The organism is Calidifontibacter indicus, from assembly GCF_003386865.1.
Classification (GTDB): Bacteria; Actinomycetota; Actinomycetes; order Actinomycetales; family Dermatophilaceae; genus Yimella; species Yimella indica.
This window is the reverse complement of record NZ_QTUA01000001.1, coordinates 1282276-1305058: the sequence shown is the minus strand read 5'-3', so window position 1 is coordinate 1305058 and position 22783 is coordinate 1282276. Positions and strand designations below refer to the sequence as shown.

Annotated in this window: 21 protein-coding genes and 1 tRNA gene; 6 read left to right on the top strand and 16 right to left on the bottom strand. The window is 68.7% G+C overall.

What is annotated here, in order from left to right; translation table 11 throughout:
* Window position 1: 1 nt before the first annotated feature.
* From DFJ65_RS06260 to DFJ65_RS06225, 8 genes are all read right to left on the bottom strand, one after another.
* A complete protein-coding gene (locus tag DFJ65_RS06260; protein ID WP_147301327.1) occupies window positions 2–514 on the bottom strand; it encodes a hypothetical protein in 513 nt (170 codons plus the stop codon).
* A gap of 68 nt (window positions 515–582) precedes the next feature.
* Window positions 583–4155 (bottom strand): transcription-repair coupling factor, encoded by a 3573-nt coding sequence (gene mfd / locus DFJ65_RS06255; RefSeq protein WP_115922284.1) that lies wholly within the window; start codon window positions 4153–4155, stop codon window positions 583–585.
* 148 nt (window positions 4156–4303) lie between these two features.
* Window positions 4304–4900, bottom strand: a complete 597-nt coding sequence (gene pth / locus DFJ65_RS06250) for an aminoacyl-tRNA hydrolase (protein ID WP_115922283.1) — start codon at window positions 4898–4900, stop codon at window positions 4304–4306.
* 21 nt (window positions 4901–4921) lie between these two features.
* On the bottom strand, window positions 4922–7810 hold the full coding sequence (locus DFJ65_RS06245) for a hypothetical protein (protein ID WP_147301326.1): 2889 nt from the start codon (window positions 7808–7810) through the stop codon (window positions 4922–4924).
* 192 nt (window positions 7811–8002) lie between these two features.
* Window positions 8003–8689, bottom strand: a complete 687-nt coding sequence (locus tag DFJ65_RS06240) for a 50S ribosomal protein L25/general stress protein Ctc (protein ID WP_115922281.1) — start codon at window positions 8687–8689, stop codon at window positions 8003–8005.
* 296 nt (window positions 8690–8985) lie between these two features.
* The gene (locus tag DFJ65_RS06235; RefSeq protein WP_115922280.1) at window positions 8986–9966 is read right to left on the bottom strand and encodes a ribose-phosphate diphosphokinase; all 981 of its coding nucleotides are present in this window, start codon (window positions 9964–9966) and stop codon (window positions 8986–8988) included.
* An 8-nt stretch (window positions 9967–9974) separates the two neighbouring features.
* Window positions 9975–11486 (bottom strand): bifunctional UDP-N-acetylglucosamine diphosphorylase/glucosamine-1-phosphate N-acetyltransferase GlmU, encoded by a 1512-nt coding sequence (gene glmU, locus DFJ65_RS06230; RefSeq protein ID WP_281269860.1) that lies wholly within the window; start codon window positions 11484–11486, stop codon window positions 9975–9977.
* Between the two features lie 158 nt (window positions 11487–11644).
* The gene (locus DFJ65_RS06225; protein ID WP_115922279.1) at window positions 11645–12205 is read right to left on the bottom strand and encodes a hypothetical protein; all 561 of its coding nucleotides are present in this window, start codon (window positions 12203–12205) and stop codon (window positions 11645–11647) included.
* A gap of 174 nt (window positions 12206–12379) precedes the next feature.
* On the opposite strand from DFJ65_RS06225, the gene DFJ65_RS06220 reads away from it, so the two are divergent.
* The gene (locus tag DFJ65_RS06220; protein ID WP_115922278.1) at window positions 12380–12592 is read left to right on the top strand and encodes a hypothetical protein; all 213 of its coding nucleotides are present in this window, start codon (window positions 12380–12382) and stop codon (window positions 12590–12592) included.
* A 36-nt stretch (window positions 12593–12628) separates the two neighbouring features.
* A complete protein-coding gene (locus DFJ65_RS06215) occupies window positions 12629–12802 on the top strand; it encodes a LuxR C-terminal-related transcriptional regulator (RefSeq protein ID WP_245950055.1) in 174 nt (57 codons plus the stop codon).
* A 24-nt stretch (window positions 12803–12826) separates the two neighbouring features.
* Here DFJ65_RS06215 and DFJ65_RS06210 read toward each other — a convergent pair whose 3' ends face one another.
* The gene (locus DFJ65_RS06210) at window positions 12827–13735 is read right to left on the bottom strand and encodes an NAD(P)/FAD-dependent oxidoreductase (protein WP_245950054.1); all 909 of its coding nucleotides are present in this window, start codon (window positions 13733–13735) and stop codon (window positions 12827–12829) included.
* 44 nt (window positions 13736–13779) lie between these two features.
* Between DFJ65_RS06210 and DFJ65_RS06205 the strand changes: the two genes are divergently transcribed.
* The gene (locus DFJ65_RS06205) at window positions 13780–14253 is read left to right on the top strand and encodes a MerR family transcriptional regulator (protein WP_115922276.1); all 474 of its coding nucleotides are present in this window, start codon (window positions 13780–13782) and stop codon (window positions 14251–14253) included.
* On the opposite strand, the gene DFJ65_RS06200 is transcribed toward DFJ65_RS06205, so the two are convergent.
* Window positions 14250–15392: an AI-2E family transporter gene (locus DFJ65_RS06200; RefSeq protein ID WP_147301325.1), complete on the bottom strand. Its 1143-nt coding sequence runs from the start codon at window positions 15390–15392 to the stop codon at window positions 14250–14252. The two genes, DFJ65_RS06205 and DFJ65_RS06200, sit on opposite strands and share 4 nt — an antisense overlap.
* A gap of 177 nt (window positions 15393–15569) precedes the next feature.
* Between DFJ65_RS06200 and DFJ65_RS06195 the strand changes: the two genes are divergently transcribed.
* On the top strand, window positions 15570–16391 hold the full coding sequence (locus DFJ65_RS06195; RefSeq protein ID WP_211308378.1) for a hypothetical protein: 822 nt from the start codon (window positions 15570–15572) through the stop codon (window positions 16389–16391).
* Window positions 16392–16577: 186 nt separating this feature from the next.
* Entirely contained in the window at window positions 16578–17327 is a 750-nt protein-coding gene (locus tag DFJ65_RS06190) for a sterol desaturase family protein (protein WP_115922273.1), read from the top strand.
* An 87-nt stretch (window positions 17328–17414) separates the two neighbouring features.
* On the opposite strand, the gene DFJ65_RS06185 is transcribed toward DFJ65_RS06190, so the two are convergent.
* From DFJ65_RS06185 to DFJ65_RS06175, 3 genes are all read right to left on the bottom strand, one after another.
* Window positions 17415–17496 (bottom strand) — tRNA-Gln (locus DFJ65_RS06185).
* A gap of 42 nt (window positions 17497–17538) precedes the next feature.
* A complete protein-coding gene (locus tag DFJ65_RS06180; RefSeq protein WP_115922272.1) occupies window positions 17539–17898 on the bottom strand; it encodes a VOC family protein in 360 nt (119 codons plus the stop codon).
* On the bottom strand, window positions 17895–18686 hold the full coding sequence (locus DFJ65_RS06175; protein WP_115922271.1) for a methyltransferase domain-containing protein: 792 nt from the start codon (window positions 18684–18686) through the stop codon (window positions 17895–17897). Before DFJ65_RS06175 ends, DFJ65_RS06180 begins: the two co-directional genes overlap by 4 nt.
* A 60-nt stretch (window positions 18687–18746) precedes the next feature.
* Here DFJ65_RS06175 and DFJ65_RS06170 point away from each other — a divergent pair, with 60 nt between their 5' ends.
* The gene (locus tag DFJ65_RS06170; RefSeq protein ID WP_115922270.1) at window positions 18747–19247 is read left to right on the top strand and encodes a MarR family winged helix-turn-helix transcriptional regulator; all 501 of its coding nucleotides are present in this window, start codon (window positions 18747–18749) and stop codon (window positions 19245–19247) included.
* Window positions 19248–19249: 2 nt separating this feature from the next.
* On the opposite strand, the gene DFJ65_RS06165 is transcribed toward DFJ65_RS06170, so the two are convergent.
* The 3 genes from DFJ65_RS06165 to DFJ65_RS06155 are packed head-to-tail and all read right to left on the bottom strand — an operon-like array spanning window position 19250 to window position 22783.
* On the bottom strand, window positions 19250–20095 hold the full coding sequence (locus DFJ65_RS06165) for a metallophosphoesterase (RefSeq protein WP_170144007.1): 846 nt from the start codon (window positions 20093–20095) through the stop codon (window positions 19250–19252).
* The gene (locus DFJ65_RS06160) at window positions 20092–21939 is read right to left on the bottom strand and encodes a putative nucleotidyltransferase substrate binding domain-containing protein (RefSeq protein ID WP_115922268.1); all 1848 of its coding nucleotides are present in this window, start codon (window positions 21937–21939) and stop codon (window positions 20092–20094) included. The genes DFJ65_RS06165 and DFJ65_RS06160 overlap by 4 nt, the downstream gene beginning before the upstream one ends.
* Window positions 21932–22783, bottom strand: coding sequence for a glutamate ABC transporter substrate-binding protein (locus tag DFJ65_RS06155; RefSeq protein WP_115924140.1), 852 nt, complete (start codon window positions 22781–22783; stop codon window positions 21932–21934). Before DFJ65_RS06155 ends, DFJ65_RS06160 begins: the two co-directional genes overlap by 8 nt.

The window sequence follows — 22783 nt, the reverse complement described above, 5'->3', positions numbered from 1 at the left end:
CTCAGTTCAGCGCCGGCTCCGCAGAGCCCTTGATCCAGTTGCTGGCGTTGTCGACCGGGCCCTTGCCCTTTTCCCACGTGCCGTAGCGCGGATTGAGTATGACGTCGGCGTCCTTGAACAGCTTCTGCAGGTCGGGGTTGCCCGCCGCGGAGTCGCGCAGCGAGGTGAAGTTGAAGCTGCCCTGCACCGACCGCACCGCGGCGTCGGTGGGGTTGGTGACCTTCTTGAAGGCCTGGCGGGCGACGTCGGCCGAGGTGTAGACCCGGTGCTTCTTCGCGAGGCTCTCCAGGTCGTTGCCGAGCACCATGAAGATCGCCGCGGACGTCGGGTCGAACTGGGACGTCGGCTGCTCGGTGGTGATGTCGCGGACGGCATCCTGCACCTGCTCGGTGCTGATCTTCTCGCCCTTGTAGGAAGCAGCGGTGCCACCGCTGGTGTCGCCGCAGCCGGACAGTGCGGTCGCGGCCACCAGGGCCGCAGCAACGGTGGTGACGCGCAGAGCGGGACGAGACATGGGTTCCTCTCGGGAGCTGTTGAGCGGGTTCATCTTGCCACGACCGGCTGTGCCATCGACGGCGGCCGTCACGCCGCGGCCGCGTCGTCGAGCAGGATGCTGCGGATCAGCTGGGCCGCCCACGTCAACACCTCGGTGTTGCGCACCGGCTTGCCGCCGACCGGGCTGGTCATCGGGGCCGGCACCAGGATGGTCTTGAGCGCCGGGTTGAGCTTGGCGCCCTTGTAGAGCCGCTCAAGTCGCAGCTGGCGGCTCTCGGGCAGCGACTCGACCGGACCGAAGCGGACGAACTTGCCCTGCGTGCCGATGTCGCCGATGCCGGCCTGGCGGGCGAGCACCCGCAGCCGGGCCACCTCGAGTAGGTGTTGCACCGGCTCCGGCGGCGCGCCGTAACGGTCGTTCAGCTCGTCGGCGATCTCTGCGAGCTCGTGCTCGGTCGCCACGGTGGCGAGCTTCTTGTAGGCCTCCAGGCGCAACCGCTCCCCCGGCACGTAGTCGTGCGGCAGGTGCGCGTCGACCGGCAGCTCGATCTTGATCTCGGCCGGCCCGCGGTCGGGCTCGTCGCCGCGGAAGTCGGCGACGGCCTCTCCCACCATGCGCACGTAGAGGTCGAACCCGACGCCTGCGATGTGGCCCGATTGCTCGCCGCCGAGCAGGTTGCCGGCGCCGCGGATCTCGAGGTCCTTCATCGCCACCTGCATGCCGGCACCGAGGTCGGTGTGCTGGGCGATGGTCTGCAACCGGTCGTGCGCGGTCTCGGTGAGCGGCTTCTCGGACGGGTACAGGAAGTAGGCGTACGCGCGCTCGCGGCCGCGTCCGACGCGTCCGCGCAGCTGGTGCAGCTGCGACAGACCGAGCACGTCGGAGCGCTCCACGATGAGCGTGTTGGCGTTGGAGATGTCGAGACCGGTCTCGACGATCGTGGTGCAGACGAGCACGTCGAGCCGCCGTTCCCAGAAGTCGACGACGACCTCCTCCAGGCGGTGTTCGCCCATCTTTCCGTGGGCGGTGCCGATGCGCGCCTCGGGCACGAGCTCACGCAACCTTGAGGCCGCCTTCTCGATGGTCTGCACCTTGTTGTGCACCAGGAAGACCTGGCCCTCACGCATCAGCTCGCGCCGGATCGCCGCCACGATCTGCTTCTCGTCGTAGGCACCGACGAAGGTGAGCACCGGGTGGCGCTCCTCGGGCGGCGTTGCGAGAGTCGACATTTCGCGAATGCCGGTGACCGCCATCTCCAGGGTGCGCGGGATCGGCGTCGCCGACATCGCGAGCACGTCGACCGCCGTGCGCATCTGCTTGAGCTGTTCCTTGTGCTCGACACCGAACCGCTGCTCCTCGTCGACGACGACCAATCCGAGGTCCTTGAACTGCACCTCCTTCGACAGCAGCCGGTGGGTGCCGATCACCAGATCGACCGCGCCGGTCGCGAGGCCGTCGATCACCTCGCGGGCCTCCTTGTCGCTCTGGAACCGGGACAACGCCTTCACCACCACCGGGAATCCGGCGTAGCGCTCGGAGAAGGTGCTGAAGTGCTGCTTGACCAGCAACGTCGTCGGCACCAGCACGGCGACCTGCTTGCCGTCCTGGATCGCCTTGAACGCGGCCCGGACCGCGATCTCGGTCTTGCCGTAACCGACGTCGCCACAGATGAGGCGGTCCATCGGCACCGTCTTCTCCATGTCGGCCTTGACCTCGTCGATCGACGACAGCTGGTCGGGAGTCTCGATGTAGGCGAACGCGTCCTCGAGCTCGCGCTGCCAGGGTGTGTCGGGCCCGAAGGCGTGGCCCGGGGTGGCCATGCGCGCCGAGTAGAGGCGGATGAGTTCGCCGGCGATCTGGCGCACGTGGCGGCGCGCCCGCGATTTGGTCGTCTGCCAGTCGGATCCGCCCATCTTGTTGAGTGACGGCGCTTCACCGCCGACATAGCGGGTGATCTGGTCGAGCTGATCGGTCGGCACGAACAGGCGGTCGCCCGGTTGGCCCCGCTTCGAGGCGGCGTACTCCAGCACGAGGTACTCGCGGGTGGCCCCGCCGACGGTGCGCTGCATCATCTCGACGAACTTGCCGACACCGTGCTGCTCGTGCACGACGAAGTCGCCCGGACGCAGTTCGAGCGGGTCGACCTGCTTGCGACGCCGCGACGGCATCTTGCGCATGTCCTTGGTCGAACCGCCGCCCGGCTGGTTGGAGCCGATCAGGTCTGACTCGGTGACGAGCACGAATTCACTTGTCGGCAGGGCGAATCCGTTGCCGAGCGTGCCGACGGCGGTGGTCACGCGGCCGGCGGTCAGCTGCTCGTCGAGCGGCACCTCGTGCTCGATGAGCAACTCCCGCACCCGCTTGGCGAGGCCTGGTCCGTCGGTGAGGATCAGCGTCCGCAGGCCGGCGGCCGTCCAGGCCCGGATGTCGGCGACGGCCGACTCGGTGTCGCTGCGGTACTGCGGCACCTCCTCGGTGCGGATCGTCACCCGCTCGCCCGGAAGCTCGTCCTCGCTGAACTCGGTGAGTTCCTCGTCGGTCGCGAACGACGACAACGACCACCACGGCAGCCCCTGATCGAGGGCGTGGTCGCGCAGCTCGAGCAGCGACCAGTAGGAGGCCGTGCCGAGCACGCCCCGCAGGTCGACCGGGATCGCGTTGCCGGCGGCGGCGTTCGACCAGCTCGCGTCGAGGAACTCGGCGCTGGTGGCGACCAGGTCGTGGGCTCGGGTGCGGATGCGTTCGGGGTCGGACAGCACGACGTGGGTGTGCTCGGGCAACACGTCGAGCAGGGTCTCCATCTTGTCGCCGAGCAGAATCGGCGACAGCGACTCCATGCCCTCGACGGCGATGCCCTCGCCGACCTTGTGCAGCATGTCGGCGACGCCTGGCAGCTGCTCGGCCAGCACCTTCGCCCGTTCACGCACCTCGTCGGTGATCAGCAGTTCGCGGCATGGCGGCGCCCACAGGCCGTGCTCCGCGATGTCGGTCGAGCGTTGGTCGGCCACCTTGAACCAGCGGATCTCGTCGACCTCGTCGCCGAAGAAGTCGACCCGCAACGGGTGCTGCTCGGTGGGCGGGAAGACATCGAGGATGCCACCGCGGACGGCGAACTCACCGCGCCGCTCGACCAGGTCGGTGCGGGTGTAGGCCGCTGCTGCCAACGCCGCGACGACGTCGTCCAACACGGCTTCCTGCCCCGTGCGCAGGCTCACCGGCGCGAGGTCGCCGAGCCCCTTGGCGATCGGCTGCATGACGGCGCGCACGCTCGCGACGAGCACCTCGATCGGGCCGTGGGTGGAATCGGCGGCGTCGGGGTGCGCCAGCCGGCGCAGCACCGCGAGGCGGCGGCCCACGGTGTCGGAGCGCGGGCTGAGCCGCTCGTGCGGGAGGGTCTCCCAGCTCGGGAACTCCGCGACCGCGTCGTCGCCGAGCAGGGTGCGCAGCGCGGTGACCAGGTCGCCGGCGTCGCGCCCGGTGGCCGTGACCACGAGCAGTGGCGTGCGCTCGCCCGTCGAGTCGCCGTCGGTGCCGCCGTTCATCAGGGCCAGCAGCGGGGCGCGCAGGCCCGGCGCCGAGGCGATGTCGACGAGGTTGGCGTTGCGACGGTGCGCGAGCACCCGCCGAACCGCCTCGTCGCGACCGAGCAGATCGAGCATCGGTTGCAGAGCACTCACGCGCGCAGACCCTTCGACAGACAACACAGAGCACCCCGGATCGGGATCGACCAGGGGTTACGAATGAGGATTCTACGCGCGGCGACCGACAACCGCCGTCCGCCGGAGTCGTTGCAGCCGAGCGGTTCGGTCAGCGGGCGTGCACCTTGTTCTGTGCGTCGGTGAGCCCGAGGTCGACGAGTGTCTGGACGGCGTCTGCGGCGTCGTCGACGAGGAACGGAAGGTCCTTCTTCTCGGTCGAGTTGAAGTCCTTCAGCACGAAGTCGGCTGCGTCCATGCGTCCGGGCGGGCGGCCGATGCCGACGCGCACCCGCAGGTAGTCCTTGCTACCCACCGACGACGTGATGGACCGCAGACCGTTGTGGCCGCCTTCGCCGCCGCCCCTCTTGAGCCGTACGTCGGCGAAGTCGATGTCGAGTTCGTCGTGCACGACGACCAGCTTGTCGAGCGGCACCTTGAAGAAATTCATCAGCGACTTCACCGGGCCACCGGAGACGTTCATGTAGGTGGTCGGGCGGGCGATGATCGCGGCCGGTCCACCGGGTGCGCCGGACGGCTGCGGCAGCCGCACCGACGCCGCGAGGGCCTGCGCCTTGTGCGCCTTGAGGGTCGATCCGGCGCGGCGGGCGATCTCCTCGACCACCATCACCCCGACGTTGTGCCGGTTGCCCGCATACCCGGGACCGGGGTTGCCGAGTCCGACGATGAGCCAAGGTTCCACGGGCAGTCAGTATGCCCGACGACCCGGTCAGCCGAGGACACGCATTTCGCCGCGCTCGCCCACCGCCACGCACCGTCCGACCGCCGGACAGGAGATCGCGTTCGCAGGGATCGCGTCGATCACCGACCAGTCGGCGCCGTCCCATTGGTAGCTCTGCCCGGACGCGTCGATCGCCACGCACCATTCGGCGCTCGCGCACGACAACCGGGTGAGGTCGACGGGTGCCGCAGACGGCTGCGACCAGCCGGCACCGGTCAACCGGGAGCTTCGACCGTCGCCCGTGACGAGCAGGCAGGCGTCTCGTGCGGTGCACTCGATGGCCTTTGCCGAGATGTTCGGCATCGCGGCGACCTGTTGGGTCCAGGAGCGCCCGTCCCACAGGTTGATTCGAGCTCCGTTGTTGCCATCGAGGTCATTGGCTCCGTTGGTGACGGCCAAGCACCAGTTGGGGTCGACGCAATCGACCAGGTGGGCGGTGGGGGTCAACGATCCTCCGACCTTCCGCCAACTCGTGCCGTCCCATGCATAGCTGCCGCGTTGACCGACGGTCATGCAGAAGGTGCTGGTCGCGCATGACACATCGCGGTCGAGGGCGTAGTCCGACGCTTCGCTCCAGACGCCACCGATCATCATCGTCCGGGTGATGATGCCTGTGGCCTGCCCGACGGTGGCGCAATGGTCGACCGATGAGCAGCTCAGCGCGACCGGTCCATCGGTACCGGAGAACACCGGTCCGACCATCGTTCCGTCCACGCGGAATCGGTGTCCCGTGGCATCAGCCATCAGACATGTCCCGACCACCGGACAGTCGACCTGGGTGATGGAGCCTTGGCCGACGTTGACGACATGCGTCAACGACACGGTGCCGTTGGTCTCGGTCGTCACTGCACCCCCCTTGCTGGCGCGAGCGCAGAAGGTGTCGGTTGGGCAGGAAATCGCGTTGAACCCACCAGCACGGGTGTCCGAGGCGGCGAACGTACCGGTCGCCGGCGAGAAGACGAGGCGGCGGTCATCGGCCACAATCGTGCACCGCTGCGGCGAACTGCACGATGCCCTGGGGTTCCAGGCGTAGGGCATGTTGTAGTGCGCCACGATCCGATCACCATTGATACTGACGACGCCATAGCCGGTACCGGTGATCAGGCACACGTCCACGCTCGCACACGACACGCTGGATACGGCGTCGTCGAGGTATTCGGGCGCGTAGCGCCAGCCTGCGTCGACGCCCGTCCACCGCACTGCACCCCCGGTCGTGCTGCCTGCGACGCAGTACTGCGCCGATACGCAGGAGACCACAGTGAGCCCGGCAACGTTCGGGCCAGGACGCTGCACCCACGTCTGCCCGTCGTAGCTGAGCACCACCGACCGACCGGCCTGGCTCCCGACCGCCAAACAGAAGTCCGTCGAGGGACACGACAGGCCGCCCATCGCCGCAGTGCCCGGCAAGGGGCGGCTCGTACTCCAGGTCGTTCCGTCGAACGTCGCGAACACCGCCGCGCGTGCCCCGCCGGTCGCCGGCTTCGTGCCTACGACCACGCAGGATGCAGGAGATGCGCAGGAGACGGCCGTCCATTGGGCGAGCGGATCCAACAGGCGATCGGCCCACCGACTTCCGTTCCGAACGGACACGCCGCCACTGTCGTCGACCGCGGCGCAGAACGACGCTGTCGGGCAGGAGAGGCCGGTGACCTCGGCCCTGCTGCCGAGCTGACTCGGCTCACTCCAGGCCGGCGATCCGGTCGAGACTCCGAACCCGGCGATGTCGACCAGCACGTGAGTGGCCGCCGACACCCGGACGCTGACCGTGCCGTCAGCGCCCACCTTCGCAGTGACGGAGTTGGCGATCGTGCCGCCCTTCACGAAATTGAGGTTGGAGGCAGTCGGGGCGGCGCCGCCGGGGTACACGGTGAGATAACCGCCCTGGGTCGGGGCCACCGCGGTCACCGTGAGCTCGACGACCGAGACACCCGACCGCGGCAACCACGCACGGCCGACGACAGGAACCTTCAAGGTGCTTCCGGCTGTGGGCACCGCCCCCGATCGGGTGTCGAGAAGGCGGGTCGGATAGATCGGCCGGATCGACGACTCGCTGGGGACCCACCCGAGCACGTCGACGATGAGGTGCGTCTTCGCCGCGGTGTAGACGGTGACAGTGCCGTCGGTCGCCACTTTGGCCACCACGAGACCGGCGATGTTCTGACCGGGCCGGTAGTTCACGTTCGAGGCACCCGGGCGATTGCCACCCGGGTAGACGGACAAGTAGCCGCTTGCCATCGGCGAGACCGCGGTGACGTTCAGCACCACGGCTTTGGCCGTGCGGGCCGGGACACCTGCGACACCGGCGACCTTCACCTGCGTCGTCGATCCGGCGGCCGGTGCGGCATCCGAGGAACGCGTGTCGAGGAGCCGGGTCGGTGTCACGCCGGCGAACGATCGCGTTGAGGGGGAGTACCCCGCGACGTCGACGATGATGTTCGACCTGGCCGATGTGTAGATCGCAATCGCACCCGTCGGCCCGAGGTCGACGATGACCTGGTTGGCGATCGTCTGGCCCGTGACGAAGTTGAGGTTCGACGCCGTGGGGCGCGCGCGCCCTGCAGGGAAGACCGTCACGTATCCCGGCGCGGTCGGGCTGACAGCAGTGACGTTGAGCACGACCGCACGTGCGGTCGCCGGCACACCCGACCGTCCGGCGAGCTGCAGTTGGGTGGTCGAGCCGCCCGCCGGTGTGGCGCCCGAGCGCGTGTCGAGCGCGCGCGTCGGGGCCATCGGCACGTAGGCGTCGCCGACGACGGCCGCAGACGCGGTCAGCACGGACGGCGCCACAACGAGCGGGCCAGAAAGCGCGATCAGAACAGCTGCCAGCAGCGACCAAGCCGTCACCTTGCGCACTCGCGCGCGGTCCCCGAGATTCATTCGTTCCCCTTGTACGGCCCGGGCGGGCACAACAGCGACCGGCAGAGAGTAGCGGCGCCGGACCCCGTCGGCAACCGTTGTCACCGGAACGTGATCCGGGGTCCTGCGAGCGAAACATCACCGGCAAACACGAAGGCCCGGCCACCCTCGACGGGTGACCGGGCCTCGCGGTGTAGCTCAGATGAGCGGGACTCAGCCCTCGGCGCCCTCGGCGTCGTCGGCCTTCGCCTCGCCCTCGGCGCTTTCGCCCTCGGCTTCCTCGTCCGACTCCTCGTGCTCGATGCCGGCCTCGGCCTCGGCCTCGGCGAGCTCGGCCTCGAGGGCGTCAGCCGACACCTGCTGGGCGATGTTGACGACGAGGAGCTCCTCGTCGGCGATGAGGGTGACACCCGACGGCAGGGTGACGTCCTTGGCCAGGATCTGCGAGCCGGCCTCGAGGCCCTCGACGGACACGGTGAACGACTCCGGGATCGACAGCGCGTCGGCCTCGACGGACAGCACGGCGTTCTCGACGATGACGTTGGTCTCCGGGCCGGCCTCGCCCTCGACGTGCACCGGCACGTCGATGGTGACCTTCTCGCCCTTGCGGACGATGATCAGGTCGATGTGCTCGATGAACGGACGCAGCACCTCGCGCTGGACGTCCTTGGCCAGGGCCAGCTGCTCCTCGCCACCGGGCATCACGATGGTGAGCACGGCGTTCGGGTTCTTCAGCGCCAGCATGGTGGCGTGGCCCGGGAGGGTCACGTGCACCGGGTCGGTGCCGTGGCCGTAGAGCACGGCCGGGATCTTGTTGTCGCGGCGGATGCGACGGGCGGCACCCTTGCCGAACTCGGTGCGGGTCTCGGCCTCGAGGCGGAGGTCAGCGGTCTGAGCCATGATCAATTCCTTTGCGTACAAACGGTTTTGAGGGCGTTCCCTCGGCACGGGAAACTCGCGCGGGATGCGGGTTTGGGTGACGTGACACGGACGCGTAGAAGGCTCGACCGTGGGCAGGGCCCACAGGAGCTGGTTCCACCGCGTCGATCACGGACCCGCACTGCATACGCACGCGACGTCCCTCGCCGAGGCAACGCCGTCCATCGTAGGGCAGCGGCGACGACCCGCCCAAATCGCGAAAGTTTGCGCGCCACGCGACACAAGTGCGCGATCGCGCAAACTTTCGCGGGAGGGCGTCAGGCGATGGCGTCGAACATCGACGTCACCGAGCCGTCCTCGAACACCTGGCGGATGGCCTCGGACAGCAGCGGTGCGATCGGCAGCGCGGTGAGCTTGTCGAACTGCTTCTCCGAGGCGATCGGCAGGGTGTCGGTCACGATGACCTCGCGGGCCACCGAGTCGCGCAGGCGCTCGGTCGCCGGGCCGGACAGGATCGCGTGCGTCGCCGCGATGATCACGCCGGCAGCGCCGTCGTTCATCAGTGCTTCGGCGGCGTTGCAGATGGTGCCACCGGAGTCGATCATGTCGTCGACGAGCACGCACAGGCGTCCCTCGACCTTGCCGATGACGCGGTTGGCGACGCTCTGGTTGGGACGGGTGACGTCGCGCGTCTTGTGGATGAAGGCCAGCGGCGCGCCGTCGAGCCTCTTGCTCCACTGCTCGGCCACCTTGATGCGACCGGCGTCGGGAGACACGACCGCGAGGTCTTCACCTTCGTACTTCTCCGCGACATAGGCGGCGAGGATCGGCAGGGCCTGCAGGTGGTCGACCGGGCCGTCGAAGAAGCCCTGGATCTGATCGGTGTGCAGGTCGACCGTGATGAGCCGGTCGGCGCCGGCGGTCTTGAACATGTCGGCCATCAACCGGGCGCTGATCGGCTCGCGCCCGCGCGACTTCTTGTCCTGACGGGCGTAGCCGTAGAACGGGATGATCGCGGTGATCCGCTTGGCCGACGCCCGCTTGAGCGCGTCGACCATGATCAGCTGCTCCATGATCCAGTGGTTCACCGGAGCCGTGTGCGACTGGATGACGAAGGCGTCGCAACCGCGCACCGACTCATCGAACCGCACGTAGGTCTCGGAGTTTGCGAAGTCGCGGGCCTCGGTCGGCACGAGGGTGGTGCCCAGTTCGTCGGCGACCGCCTGTGCGAGTGCCGGGTGGGCGCGACCCGAGAAGACCATGAGGTTCTTCTCTGTGGTGACCTTCATGCCGCTCATGCTGGTTCTCAGTTCCCTTCGGTGACGTCGGTGACGTCGGTGACGTCGTTGCTGTCAGTGCTGGAGGTGCCGTCGTCGCTGCTGCTCTGTGCGTCGCGAGCCGCGCGGGCGGCCTCGGCGGTGCGGGTGCCCTCACGGCGCCGCTCGACCCAACCGTCGATGTTGCGCTGCCGCGCGCGGGCCACCGCGATCTGACCGGGCTCGACATCCTTCTCGACGGCCGAGCCGGCACCCACGTAGGCGCCGTCGCCGATGTTGACCGGCGCGATGAGCACCGAGTCGGACCCGACGAACGAGTACGCGCCGACCGTGGTGTGGTTCTTGGTGACCCCGTCGTAGTTGGCGAAGATCGTGCCCGCGCCGATGTTGGCACCGGGGCCGATCGTGGCGTCGCCGCAGTAGGTGAGGTGGGGCACCTTCGCGCCGTCGCCGATGGTGGCGTTCTTGGTCTCGACGAACCCGCCGATCTTGCCACCGACCCCGAGTTCGGTGCCCGGGCGCAGGTAGGAGTACGGGCCTACGTTGGCGTCGGCGCCGATCACCGCGAGGTCGACGTGCGAGCGGACGACGGATGCGCCGTCGCCGACCTCGGCGTCCTTCAGGGTGCTGTCGGGCCCGATCACGCAGTTGTCACCGATGGTCGTGGCGCCGTGCAACTGGCAGCCCGGGTGGATCACGGTGTCGCGCCCGACGGTCACGTCGGCGTCGACCCAGGTGGTCTCGGGGTCGATGACGATCGCGCCCGACTCGCGCATCAGCTTGTCGAGCAGCCGACGGTTGAACTCGCGGCCGAGCTTGGCCAGCTGCGCCTTGTCGTTGACGCCCTCGGTCTGCACGAGGTCGTCGAGCACGTGCGCGACGACCCGACGTCCGCGCGCCACCGCGATCTCGACGACATCGGTGAGGTACTTCTCCCCCGCCGCCTCGTTGACACCTAGATCGGCGAGCACGTCACGCAGCAGGTCGGCGTCGAACGCGAAGATGCCCGAGTTGAACTCGCGGATCTCGCGCTGCTGCTCGGTGGCCTGCTTGTGCTCGACGATCGCGAGCACGTCGCCGGTGGTCTGGTCGCGCACGATGCGGCCGTAGCCGGTGGCGTCGGGAAGGATGCCGGTGATCACGGTGGCGGCCGCGTCGTTGTCGGCGTGGGTCTGGGCGAGGCGGCGCAGCGTGTCGGCCTCGAGCAACGGGGTATCGCCGGTGGTGACGATGACCGTGCCGTGCAGGTCGGCGGGCAGTGCCTGCAGACCGCACTCGGCCGCCCGGCCGGTGCCGTAGACGTCGTCCTGGTAGGCCACCACGATCTCGGGCAGAGCCTCGCGGGCCGCGGCGGCAACCGCGTCGCCCTGCGCACGGACGACGACGGCGACGTGCTCGGCGCCCGCACCCGAGGCAGCGCTCACCGCGTGACCGACCAGCGTCCGACCGCCGATGCGGTGGAGTGCCTTGTTCATGTTCGACTTCATCCGGGTGCCGTCACCGGCGGACATGACGATGACGGCTACGAGCGGTGCGCCCACGCAGAAGCTCCTGGTGCGATCGGGGAAGGCCTGTCGTTCCGGAGGCGATGTTACCGCCACCCACCGACGGCGCAGCCATGCGCGGACGCGACCGGGCCCGCCCTCCGCTGCGGAGGACGGGCCCGGTGGGCGCCGGCGAGGCGTCGCCGGCGTGAGCCTCAGGCGCGGGCCGGGGTCTCGACGCGCTTGGCGTGCCGCAGACCGAGCGCACCCAGCACCAGGAAGACGATGCCGCCGAGGAAGGCGCCGATCGCGGCCCACATCGCGACCGTCGCCATCGTGCCGAAGGCGTACGCGTTGAGCAGGAGGCCGCGCAGGGTGTTGCCCATGAACAGCGACTGACGCAGGTCACCCAGAGCCTTGGTCTCCGCGGCGTCCGGCGCCGTCTTGACCGCCTTCATGTACTCGCCGCTGACCTCCTCGTAGGTCTTGTTGTTCGACTGGGTGTTCATGTGCACGAGGATGTAGTGGTCGGCGAACGCCTTGGCCTGGTCGCCGGTCGTCATCTTCTGGCCGGCGTACTTGGTCAGCGCGTCCTTCTGCGCCTGCGTCGTCAGCTTGTCGGCAGTGGGCATCGTGATGTTCTGCTGGCTCAGCTGTTCCTTGACGTTGTCGCTGATGAACGACGACCCGTACGCGAGCAGCGCGCCCGCGACGATCAGGACGGCGGCGAGGGCGAAGCCGAACCAGGAGGTGAGTCGATCGAGCGCGCTGCGCATGGCAGTTTTCCTTTGCTTCCAGTGTGTTTCCCGGGGTTCCCGGGCCTGAGAACAAGTGAACTACTACCTGTCGTAGTTGACAAGCCAACTACTACGAACAGTAGTGAATTTTGGTCGACGCAAGGCTGCCGACACCGACATCCTCGCTCTCCTCACGAAATCGACTGTCGCCCAATGGTTTTCGCCACCCGGCTCGTCGCCCTTTCCTCGGAATTGGCCACCAGCATTCGAGACGGCCATCTCAATCCCCAGGACGACGCCTCCGGCCGGGCGGCGAAGGTCAGCGCGCTGCCGTCGGCCTCGATCGAACCGTCTGTGCAGCCCCTCGACACCGCCGCCGGTCAACCGGGCCAAACCCGCGATGCGACCCACACCAGCAGTAGGTAAAGATCAACCATCGATCCAGGCACTTCGGAGCGCGAGGTGCTCGGACTGATGGCCGACGGACGCAGCAACGCCGCGATCGCCGGCGCGCTGTTCGTCACCGAGAAGGCCGTGGTGAAACACACCAACTCGATCTTCACCGAGCTCGACCTGCCGGTGTCGGCCGACGACAACCGCCGGGTGCGCGTGGTGCTCGCGTTCCTCGGCGGTTGAGGCGACCGGCTGCCGACCACCGCCTCAGGACAGGTGGGCCACCACGGCGCCCGCCGCGTTCGCGCCCGCGGCGATCGCGTTGGTGACGGTCGCCATGGGCATCGGCAGCGCCGACTGGTGGGCCATGTCGCCTGCGGCGTGCACGCCGGGCAGGCTGGTGCGACCCATCACGTCGACCTCGACGCAGCCGGACGGGTTGAGTGCGAGACCCAACTGGTGCGCGAACGGAGCTCGCTGCCGTAGCCCCGTCGTGACGAACAGGCCCTTGACCTCCACTGTGTCACCGCCAGTGAGGTGCACGGTTGCCCCACCGCCGGCCGGAGTCACCTCGAGCACCTTCTCGGTGCGCACCACGACGTCGGCCGGCACCGCTGCGGTGAGTTCCTCGCCGTCGGTGAACACCGTGATGCCTGCCGCGAACGGCGCGACGATGCCCGGCAGGTGGCCGGCACCCGCGACACCGAGGATGCCGACGCGTCCGCCGGCGAACTCGTGGCCGTGGCAGAACGGGCAGTGAGCGATCACGGAGCCGAACAGTTCGGCGACGCCCGCAGTGGCGGGCAGCTCGTCGACCACACCGGTGGCGAGCACGATGCCCCGGGCCTCGATCTGCTCGTCGCCGATGCGCACGACGAACCCGTCGCCGCTGCGCTCCACCGCGGTGACCGCCGCATCGCGGACAGTGACCGTGTCGTACTGCTGCAGTTCGGCGCGCGCCGCGGTCCGGAACTGTGCGGGCGCGACGCCGTCGTTGGTCACGACGTTGTGCATGTGATCGGTCGGGTCGTTGCGGTAGCTGCCGGAGTCGATCATGAGCACGCGGCGGTGCACCCGCGCGAGGGTGAGGGTCGCCTGCAGTCCGGCGGGTCCACCGCCGATGACAACGACGTCCGGACGGGTGTGTTCTGGCTGGTACATGAGGGTGCCTCTCAAGGTCGGGGTTGCTTCCTGGGACCAGCCTGTGACTTCATGTCGACATGAAGTCAAGTGCGACCGACCTGTCGATCGGTGAACTCGCCGCACGGTTCGATCTGGAGACGCATGTGCTGCGTCACTGGGAGGACATGCAGCTGCTCGAGCCGGCCCGCGACGGTGCCGGACGTCGGCGCTACGACGCCGACGACGTCGTGCGGGTGGCGGTGATCCTGCGGAACAAGGCAGCCGGGATGAGCCTGGAACAGATCCGGGTGATGATCGACGCCGATGCGCCGGGCCGGCACGAGGTGCTCACGGCACACATCGCCGACCTCGACCGGCGTCTGCACGAGATGGCGATCGCGAAACAGATGGCCGAGCACGCGCTGCGCTGCCGGGCGCACGACGTGGGCACCTGCCCGCGGTTCAAGGCCGCGGTGAGTGACCTGCTGGACGGCTCGAGCGAGTCGTTCCGCAGTGGGCTGGTCGCAGAACAGCACATCGACCGCCACACCGGACACCACGACGACGCCTAGGCGGTGGCGGGGTCGTCGGCCTCGTCCTCCAACCCGGCGCAGGACTCGACGGTCTCGGTCTCAGCGGTGGTCGGGTCGGCCGCGATGAACGCGTTGGCCCACCGCGACTCCGGGTCGCCGTCGACGAGCAGCGACTTCACCAGCAGCGTCGCCGGCAGCGCGAGGATCGACCCGAGCGGGCCGAGTGCCCACGACCAGAACAGCAGCGAGAAGAACGACAGGCTGGCGGTGACTCCGACGGCGTCACCGGCCACCTTCGGCTGGATGATCGACTGCACCACGAAGTTGAGCACGCAGTAGGCGACGACCACGATCAGCGCCTGCGCCACACCCTTGTCGAGCAGGGCCATCAGCGCCGGTGGGATGAGCCCGAAGACGAACCCGATGTTCGGGATGTAGTTGGTGACGAAGGCGAGCACCCCCCACACGAGCGCCAGCGGCACGCCCAGCGCGAGCAGCACGCCGTAGTCGAGCACCGCCACGATGAGACCGAACACCGTCGACACGATCCAGTACTTGCGGACGCCGTGACTGAAGGCGTTGAACGCCCGCACCAGTCCGGAGTGGTGCTTGCCCGCGATCTCCATCCGGCGGCTGAAGCCCATCGAGTCCATCGCCAGGAAGAACAGCATGGTGACGACCACCGCGAGCAGCGAGAAGACCCCCGACAACACCGACGCCGCCTGCGTCACCCAACCCATGATCTTGCCGGAGTCGATGCTGCGTAACTGCTCGTCGATCGTGCTCTGGTCGACCCCGAACCGTTCGAGGTACTTCAACCCGTCGCGCTGCAGTTGGTCGAACTTCGAGCCGTAGTGCGGAAGTTCGTTGACCAGCGAGGTGACCGCCCAGACGATCGACCAGAAGAAGAGGATCAGCGCGACCAAGACGGCCAACGTCGCCAGCAGCGCACCGACCCATTGCGGCATGCCGCGTCGCACCAGCGCCGTCTTGATCGGGTAGGCAACGACGATCAGGTTGAGCGCCAGGAAGATCGGGCCGATGATGCTCGAGAGTTCCTTCATCCCGCTGACCGCGATCCAGCCGAACGCAAGACCCGCGAGCAGCAGGATCATTCGTGGCAGCGCCCCGCTCGGTAGCCGCCGTCCACTGGTTCCGGTGCCGGTGTCGGTTGTCACCGGGCCAGTCTGCACGAGGCCCGGCAACGGCCGGATGAACGGCGGTCCACTGTGGGGGTGATTTCGGCAGACCGCCGGCGCCGGTGAACGCGCTGCCCTAGCCTCGTGAGACGGACGGTGCGCCGACGAAGGGGGACACAGGTGGCGGTCGAGCTGGCTCCGATCACGGACGCCGATATGCCTGCGGTCGCACAGTTCCTGCACGAAAACCTCAACACGCGCGTGCCCGTGGCGGCATGGACCCGGGCGATGCGGATGCGATGGGCAGACGATGCACCGAACCACGGCTTCTTCCTGGCCGCCGACGGCCAGGTCGTCGGCGCAAACCTGGCTTTCTACTCGGACCGCACGATCGACGGGCGCACCGAACGGTTCTGCAACCTCGGTGCTTGGTGCGTGCTCGACGAGCACCGGGCCCAAGGCGTGAAACTCCCGCTTGCTCTGCTCCGACAGCGTGGCTACCACTTCACCGACCTGTCCCCCAGTGGCAACGTCGTGGCCCTGAACCGCAAGCTGAAGTTCGTCGACCTCGACACCACCACTGCGATCGTGCCCGCTACGCCTTGGCCGACAGCACACGGCAGCGTGCGAGTCAGTGCCGATGCCGAGGAGTTGGCTGCGTCGCTCACCGGTGCCGATCGGCAGATCTACGACGACCATCGCACGGCCGCCGCCGCCAACCATCTGTTGATCACCGCCGGCCGCGAGTCGTGTTACGTCATGTTCCGCAAGGACACCCGCAAACGGGTGCGCGCCTTCGCGACGGTTCTCCACGTCGGCAATCCCGATTTGTTCCGGCGCGCGGTGCGACCGCTCGGCAACCATCTGCTGCTGCACCACGCAGCGGTTGCGACGCTGGTGGAAACCCGCATCGCCGGCGGTCAGCCGACCGGGGCGACTCTTCTGAGCAACCCGCGTCCGAAAATGTTCCGCAGCGACAGCCTCGACGCCGACAACATCGACTACCTCTACAGCGAGCTCACCTGCCTGCCATGGTGAACGCACCACACCCTTGACTCGCCGGTAACCGGAGGGCACCCTCGAACCCGCACCGGCACGCCCTCGCAGCAAGGGAATCGATAAAACTCGACCTGACCGTCATGGCCATTCCCGCGTTCGTCGGCGCGATGGCGGCGGAGTACGTCTGGCAGCGCAAGCACCCGGTCGCACCGGGCACGCGGGCCGGTGCTGCACCGCATCACCGGGGCGGTCGCCGCGACGGCCGTCGCCTCGACGGCGCTGGTCGTCGCGACCGAGTGGGGCGCCCGGACAGCGGGCGAAAAGCTCTTCGGCGCAACGCCTTTCGATCTCGGCGACGCAGCCGCGGTCGCGGCGCTCGCGGTGCTCGGCTGGGACTTCATCTACTACTGGAACCACCGCCTTGACCACGAGGTGCGGTGGATGTGGGCGATGCACTCGGTGCATCACTCGAGCGAGCGTTACAACCTGTCGACGGCGCTGCGACAACCGTGGGGCGAGACGATCACCCTCTACGTGCCGTACAGCCTGCTCGCACTGATCGGGGTGCGCCCGAAGCACATCATGGACGCCCGCGCGATCAACCTGATCTACCAGTTCTGGATCCACACCGAGGCGGTGCGGTCGATCGGCAGCCTCGAGCGGGTGCTCAACACGCCGTCGCACCACCGGGTGCACCACGGCACCAACAGCGAGTACCTCGACCGCAACCACGGCAGCATCCTCATCGTCTGGGACAAGCTGTTCGGCACCTTCGAGGCCGAGGACGCCCAGCCGGTCTACGGCCTGACGACGAACATCGACACCTTCAACCCGGTGCGCATCGCGAGCCACGAATGGGTCGAGATGTTCAAGGACGTCGCGAGCGCTGACACCTGGGGCGACCGTTGGTCGTACCTGCTGCGCGGACCGGGCTGGGCGTACGACCGGCGCAACGCTCGGCTCGTCGCGGTCTGAGGTCGCCGGGAGGTGATCGCGCGAGCCGTCCGGCGGGCAGATGCGCGCGTTTGGACCCGGCCGGCTCCATGAGCGGTCCGGCCCTTGTGGCTCCCCGGGAAGGAATCGAACCTTCGTCGCTAATCCTGATTCAAAGTCAGGCGGCCCCTGCCAGCAGAGCAACCGGGGAATGCGCTCGGTTCGAGCGCGGCGTCCAGGGTATCCGACGGTGTCAGGCCTGCTGAATCTCGATGCGGTTGCCGCACGGATCGTCGGTGTGGAATCGGCGCACGCCCGGGATGTTCTCGTCGGGTCGCACCTCGCCGCCGGCGGTGCGCACTCGATCGGCGATCGCTTCGAGGTCGTCGACCAGGAGGCACGGGTGGGCCTTCTTCGCGGGGGCGAACCCTGCTTCGACGCCGCAGTGCAGTTCCTGCGGGCCGACTCGGAACCACACTCCCCCACGCACCGCGAGCGCCGGCGGCTTCGGGATCTCCGGCAGTCCGAGCAGCCCGCCGTAGAACGCCCGCAGATCGTCCTCCGCCCCTGCGGGACAAGCGATCTGGACGTGGTGCAGACCGAGCACTGTCATCGCGGGTCTCCCTTCACACCGTCGGCGAAGATGCGCCGGAACGGGAACTGGACGCCGTACGGACGCCGGGGGTAAGCCTCCGCGAGGCGGGCGCCCAACCCGCCGAGGAAGGGGTCGATCTCGTCGGGTTCGAGCCGGTCGAGAATCGGCCGCAGGGCGGTGCCCTTCACCCACTCGAGCACCGGGTTCTGTTGCGCCCCTTCTGGATCGAGGATCTGCACGTACGTCGTCTCCCACGCGTCGACGTGGCCGCACCGGCCGGCGAGCAGGTCGGCGTAGCCCTGTGGGCTGAGCACCGGGTCGTGCCGCAGCAATGGCACTAGGACGGAGGCGCGCGGGTGTTCGTGCACGACTTCGCGAATGATGCGGTGGGACTCGGCGGTGAAGTTGCCGGGCACCTGCATCGCGAAGGCTCCCCCGACCGGCAAGGCGTCCATCCAGCGCTCGATCATCGCCTCGTGGCCGGGCACCCATTGCAGCGTGGCGTTCGTGACGACCAGGTCGACCTCGGCCGTCGGAACCCATTGCGAGACATCCTGATTGACCCATTCAACCCGGCCGTCGGTGTCGTGGTCGCGGGCGGCGGCGAGCATCGGCTCGCTGGAATCGACCCCGGTGATCCGCGCGGCCGGCCAGCGGTCGAGCATCGACAGCGTGGCGAGGCCGTTGCCGCACCCGAGGTCGACGATGCGGGTCGGCGCCTGGAGTGGCACGCGGTTCAGCAGGTCGCCGAACGGCCTGGTGCGGTGATTGTCGAACTTCTCGTACTGCTTGGCATCCCAGCGCATTCCGACCCCTTCGCATTTATCTTGACATCAAGATACTTCACATCGAGTAGAGTTGTCGACATGGCCGAGGAGCGCACCGACGAGGTCGACCTGATCGTCGACGCCTGGCGTCGCGAGCGACCCGACCTCGACGTCGACCCCCTGCTGGTGCTCTCGCGCATCACCCGGCTGGCCCGCCGCCTCGACCAGACCCGCTCGAGCGCCTTCGCCACCCACCACCTCGAAGCGTGGGAGTTCGACGTGCTCTCCGCGCTGCGCCGCGTCGGCACGCCGTACGAACTGTCACCGGGCGCGCTCGGCCAGCAGACCCTGGTGACCAGCGGCACCATGACCAACCGGGTCGACCGGTTGGCCGCCCGCGGGTTCGTCGAGCGCCGTCCGGCGCCGAACGATCGCCGCGGGGTGCTGGTGCGGCTCACGGACGCCGGGAGACAGGTCGTCGACGCCGCGTTCGAAGACCTGTTGGCACAGGAACAGCGGCTGCTGGCGAGCCTGCCCGTGGCCGGCCGCCAGGCCCTGGCGGCCAACCTGCGCCGGCTGCTGACCACCCTCGAAGGCTGACGTCACGCGGGGCGGGTGACGACCGCGCCGATCCGGTCGGACACCCACGCCGCACTCACCGGTGCCGCCTCCTGCCCGTGACACGGGTCGACACCGATGATCGCTCCCCCGCCCAGGCGGCTCACCTCGTGCCGGGTCTGCGGGTCGGCCGAGGTGATGTGGATGACCGCCGCCGAACCCCGCAGCTCTCCGGTCTCCCAGTCGACGATCGAGCTGTGACCGTGCACCTGGCTGAACGGCATCCGGGTCTCGAACCAGCTCGGCACCAGCTCCCGTCCGGCCTCGGCCCACAGCGGTCCCGCAGCGATCGAGGGCCGCTTTCGGTTGACCATCGAGCCGGTGCGGAACAACGCGCCAGCGGTGCGGCCGGCCCACGCGTTCAACCGCGCGGCCGTCTGCGCGGCGGTCACCGGGGTGTCCAGCACGCTGCGCCAGAAACCTGCGGTGAGCCCCGCGTGCGTCACCAGGAAGTCACCGGACGGCGCACGGAACGCGGCCGCGACCACCATCGAGCCGTCCGACCACCATGCCCGTAGCCGGTCGGCCGCCGCGGCAGGCAGTTCCTCGGGCCACTCGAAGACGCGATCGGCGACGTGGTGAGCCTCGTGATTGCCGACGAGTTGCACCCAGCGCCCCTGACCGCCGCGCAGCATCACGTCGACCAGATCGACCACCGCCGCGGAGTCGGGCCCACGGTGCACGAGGTCGCCGAGTTGCACGATCACAAGGTCTTCGGGGATGCGGCCGGTGTCGGGATCGGCACCGAGCCGGACGAGTTCGGCGCGCAGCACCGCGACGTGGCCACCGACGTCGCCGATGACGGCGACCCGGTCAGGAGGTGAAGTCATCGCCGACGAAGTCCGGTCCATTCGTCCGACGATACGAAAGCCGACACGTTCGCCATCCGGCGCTGCACCCCGGTGATCTCCCGCACGGCCTGCGCCAGCAGCGAGCGGTCGATCAACGACATCTGCTGCATGGTCAGCGCGTCGCTGGGTTTCTCCCCTTGTTCGGTCTGCGCGAGTTGGTAGTGCAGGCGCAGCCGCTGCAACAGCCGGAACACCTCGGCCAGGGAGGTCGCCGCGTCGTCGGGCAGCATCGGGGTGCCCGACGCGGCCGCCAACCGTCCCGTGGTCGTCGTCGCGTCGGCACCGGCCGCGAGCGCCGCCCACCGGGCCAGATTGACGACCGGCAGGATGGCATCGCGCTTGATGTCGATGTGCGCCGACCGGCTGACGAACGGTCCGCGCTGCCCGCGATAGCGCGCCTTCGTCGACAACGCCGCACCCAACAGCAGCCGCAGGGTGCCGCTGTGCGTGCGCAGCGGGGTGAAGGCATCGGACAGGTCGGCCAACGTCGGGTCGCCGAGCACCGGACGGGAGTCGAGCAGCAACGAGATGAACATCGCCCCCTCGTTCGTGCCCGGTTGCTCGACCCACCGGTTCGCGGCGGCCAGCCACTCGGCGCGGGTGCGCGAGAACGGCGTGCGGCTGGCGGTCGCGCCGTGCGCGTCGCGATTGAGCCCGATGCGGGCCAGCAGCTCACCCGTCGCGCGCATCGCGGCGCGGGCGATCTGCATCTGCTGCGGTGTCGTGTCGTCGGGGAAGGTCACCGCCGTGTCGAGGTCGGACGACAGCACCGCTTCGCGGCGACCGTTGCTGCCGAGCATCATGAACGTGAGGTCCTCCAGCCGCACCTGCTCCACGTCGGCGAAGGACAGCTCGAGGGCCCGACGCGCGACACCGTCGACCATCGTGGAGTGCACCCGGATCACCCGCGCCGAGGAGATGCCGCCGCGCAACAGATTGCGCAGCAGTTCCGGCACTCGTCGCGACGCGTCGACCAGCGCATCCGCGGTGTCGGCGCGCCGGATCCGCTCGTGCAACGACACGTCGACCGGCAGCGCGGCGACGTCACGCAGATGGACGACGCGCTGCAGGTTGCGCTGCCGATCGGTGATCATTGCCAGCGACGACCCGCTGTCGAGCAGCGCGAGCAAGACCTCGGCCGGCGTCGCGGAGGCGCCCAGTCGGGGTGTTCGGGTATCGATCGCCTCGACCGCCGGTGCGGCCGCCGGGCGTCCGACCGCCAGCACCTCCCGTCGCAACGAGTGGTCGGTGACCAGCGCCGACGAACCGTCGGCCAACCGCACCACCGCGTAGTCGCGTCCGTGCTGCGACATCTGACGCGCGGCGTCCAGCGCACTCGCGCCCGCGGGCAGCGGCGCCGGCGCGGGCTCGACCCGGTCGAGCACCGACTCGGCGGCCACCAGCGCTGAGGTGTGCTCGGACTGCTGTCGCAGCCGGTCGGCCAGGAACCGCGCACCGATACGGGAGGTGAAGGCCACGCTGGCTTCGGCCCCCGGGATCAGCGCGATCCGGCTGTGCCGCGCGGCCACCGCACGCGGACCGATCGACTGCTCGGTGAGCATCGCGGAGAAGCCGAAGATGCCGCCCGTGGTCACTCGTTCGTCGGGCGCCTCGGTCGTCAGGCGCGCGTCGTTCCACAGGTCGACCGCACCCGAGATCACCACGAAGACGTCGACCGAGGGTTGCCGGAAGGCGTCCAACACCAGCTCGCCGACCTCGTACTCCGTCACATGGGCGGAGTCGGCCAACCGCGCCAGTTGCTCGGTGCCGAGCGCGGTGAACGGTTCGTGCCGTCCGAGGAAGGCGGCCAGCGACTCAACCAACGCTGGGCGGACTCGGAATCTTGTAGCCCGAAGGTGTCACCCATTTCTCCAGGGACTTCTTCCACTCGCCCGAGGAGATGAACTCCTTCAGGGCGGCGTTGACCTTGGTGACCATCGCGCTGTCACCCTTCTTGATGCCGACGCCGTAACGCTCGTCGGTCAGGCCCGACCCGGTGAGCTTCAGGACGCCCTTGTACTTCGACTGTGAGGCGAACCCGGCGAGCAGGACGTCGTCGGTGCTCACCGCGTCGACCGTGCCGTCGTGCAGGTTGCGCACGCACTCGCTCCAGGTCGGCACCTCACGCAACGTGATCTTGCCGGCGTAGTGCGACTTGATGTAGTCACCGGACGTCGTGCCGGCCGCCGAGCACAGGACCTTGCCGTCGAGCGTGGTGGCGCCGGTGATCGTGTCGTCGTTGCGCCGGGTGAGCAGCGTCTGGTGGGCCACGAAGTAGGGGCCGGCGAAGTCGACCACCTTTTGCCGCTCCGTCGTGATCGAGAAGGTGGAGACGACCAGGTCGACCGAGCCGTTGGTCAGCGCCTCGACACGTTGGGCCTGGTCGATCACCTTCCAGGTGATGTTGGCGGTGGGCACCTGCAACTTGCCCGCGACGTAGTTGGCGACGTCGATGTCGAACCCGACGTACGACGATCCGCTGGCCAGGCTGAGGCCGGGCTCGTCACCGGCGATGCCGATCGTCAGTTTCGCGGTGCCGCTCGCGCTGTTGGCGGTCGGCGACTTCTCGGAGCTCTGCTCCGACGACGCGCAGCCGGCGAGGCCCACCGCGACGGCCAGCGCTGACGCGGCCAGCAGCCGCCGGCGCCGAATCGGAAGTGCAGTCAT

Bases quoted from the DNA above. Each gene is read 5' to 3' on its own strand.
- DFJ65_RS06235 (WP_115922280.1), bottom strand. From the start codon at position 9,966: ATGAGCGGCATGAAGGTCACCACAGAGAAGAACCTCATGGTCTTCTCG.
- DFJ65_RS06175 (WP_115922271.1), bottom strand. From the start codon at position 18,686: ATGCGCTGGGATGCCAAGCAGTACGAGAAGTTCGACAATCACCGCACC.
- DFJ65_RS06225 (WP_115922279.1), bottom strand. From the start codon at position 12,205: ATGCGCAGCGCGCTCGATCGACTCACCTCCTGGTTCGGCTTCGCCCTC.
- DFJ65_RS06240 (WP_115922281.1), bottom strand. From the start codon at position 8,689: ATGGCTCAGACCGCTGACCTCCGCCTCGAGGCCGAGACCCGCACCGAG.
- mfd (WP_115922284.1), bottom strand. From the start codon at position 4,155: ATGCTCGATCTGCTCGGTCGCGACGAGGCGGTTCGGCGGGTGCTCGCG.
- DFJ65_RS06220 (WP_115922278.1), top strand. From the start codon at position 12,380: ATGGTTTTCGCCACCCGGCTCGTCGCCCTTTCCTCGGAATTGGCCACC.
- DFJ65_RS06180 (WP_115922272.1), bottom strand. From the start codon at position 17,898: ATGACAGTGCTCGGTCTGCACCACGTCCAGATCGCTTGTCCCGCAGGG.
- DFJ65_RS06195 (WP_211308378.1), top strand. From the start codon at position 15,570: ATGCCTGCGGTCGCACAGTTCCTGCACGAAAACCTCAACACGCGCGTG.
- DFJ65_RS06205 (WP_115922276.1), top strand. From the start codon at position 13,780: ATGAAGTCAAGTGCGACCGACCTGTCGATCGGTGAACTCGCCGCACGG.
- DFJ65_RS06165 (WP_170144007.1), bottom strand. From the start codon at position 20,095: ATGACTTCACCTCCTGACCGGGTCGCCGTCATCGGCGACGTCGGTGGC.
- DFJ65_RS06155 (WP_115924140.1), bottom strand. From the start codon at position 22,783: ATGACTGCACTTCCGATTCGGCGCCGGCGGCTGCTGGCCGCGTCAGCG.
- DFJ65_RS06170 (WP_115922270.1), top strand. From the start codon at position 18,747: ATGGCCGAGGAGCGCACCGACGAGGTCGACCTGATCGTCGACGCCTGG.
- DFJ65_RS06245 (WP_147301326.1), bottom strand. From the start codon at position 7,810: ATGAATCTCGGGGACCGCGCGCGAGTGCGCAAGGTGACGGCTTGGTCG.
- DFJ65_RS06260 (WP_147301327.1), bottom strand. From the start codon at position 514: ATGTCTCGTCCCGCTCTGCGCGTCACCACCGTTGCTGCGGCCCTGGTG.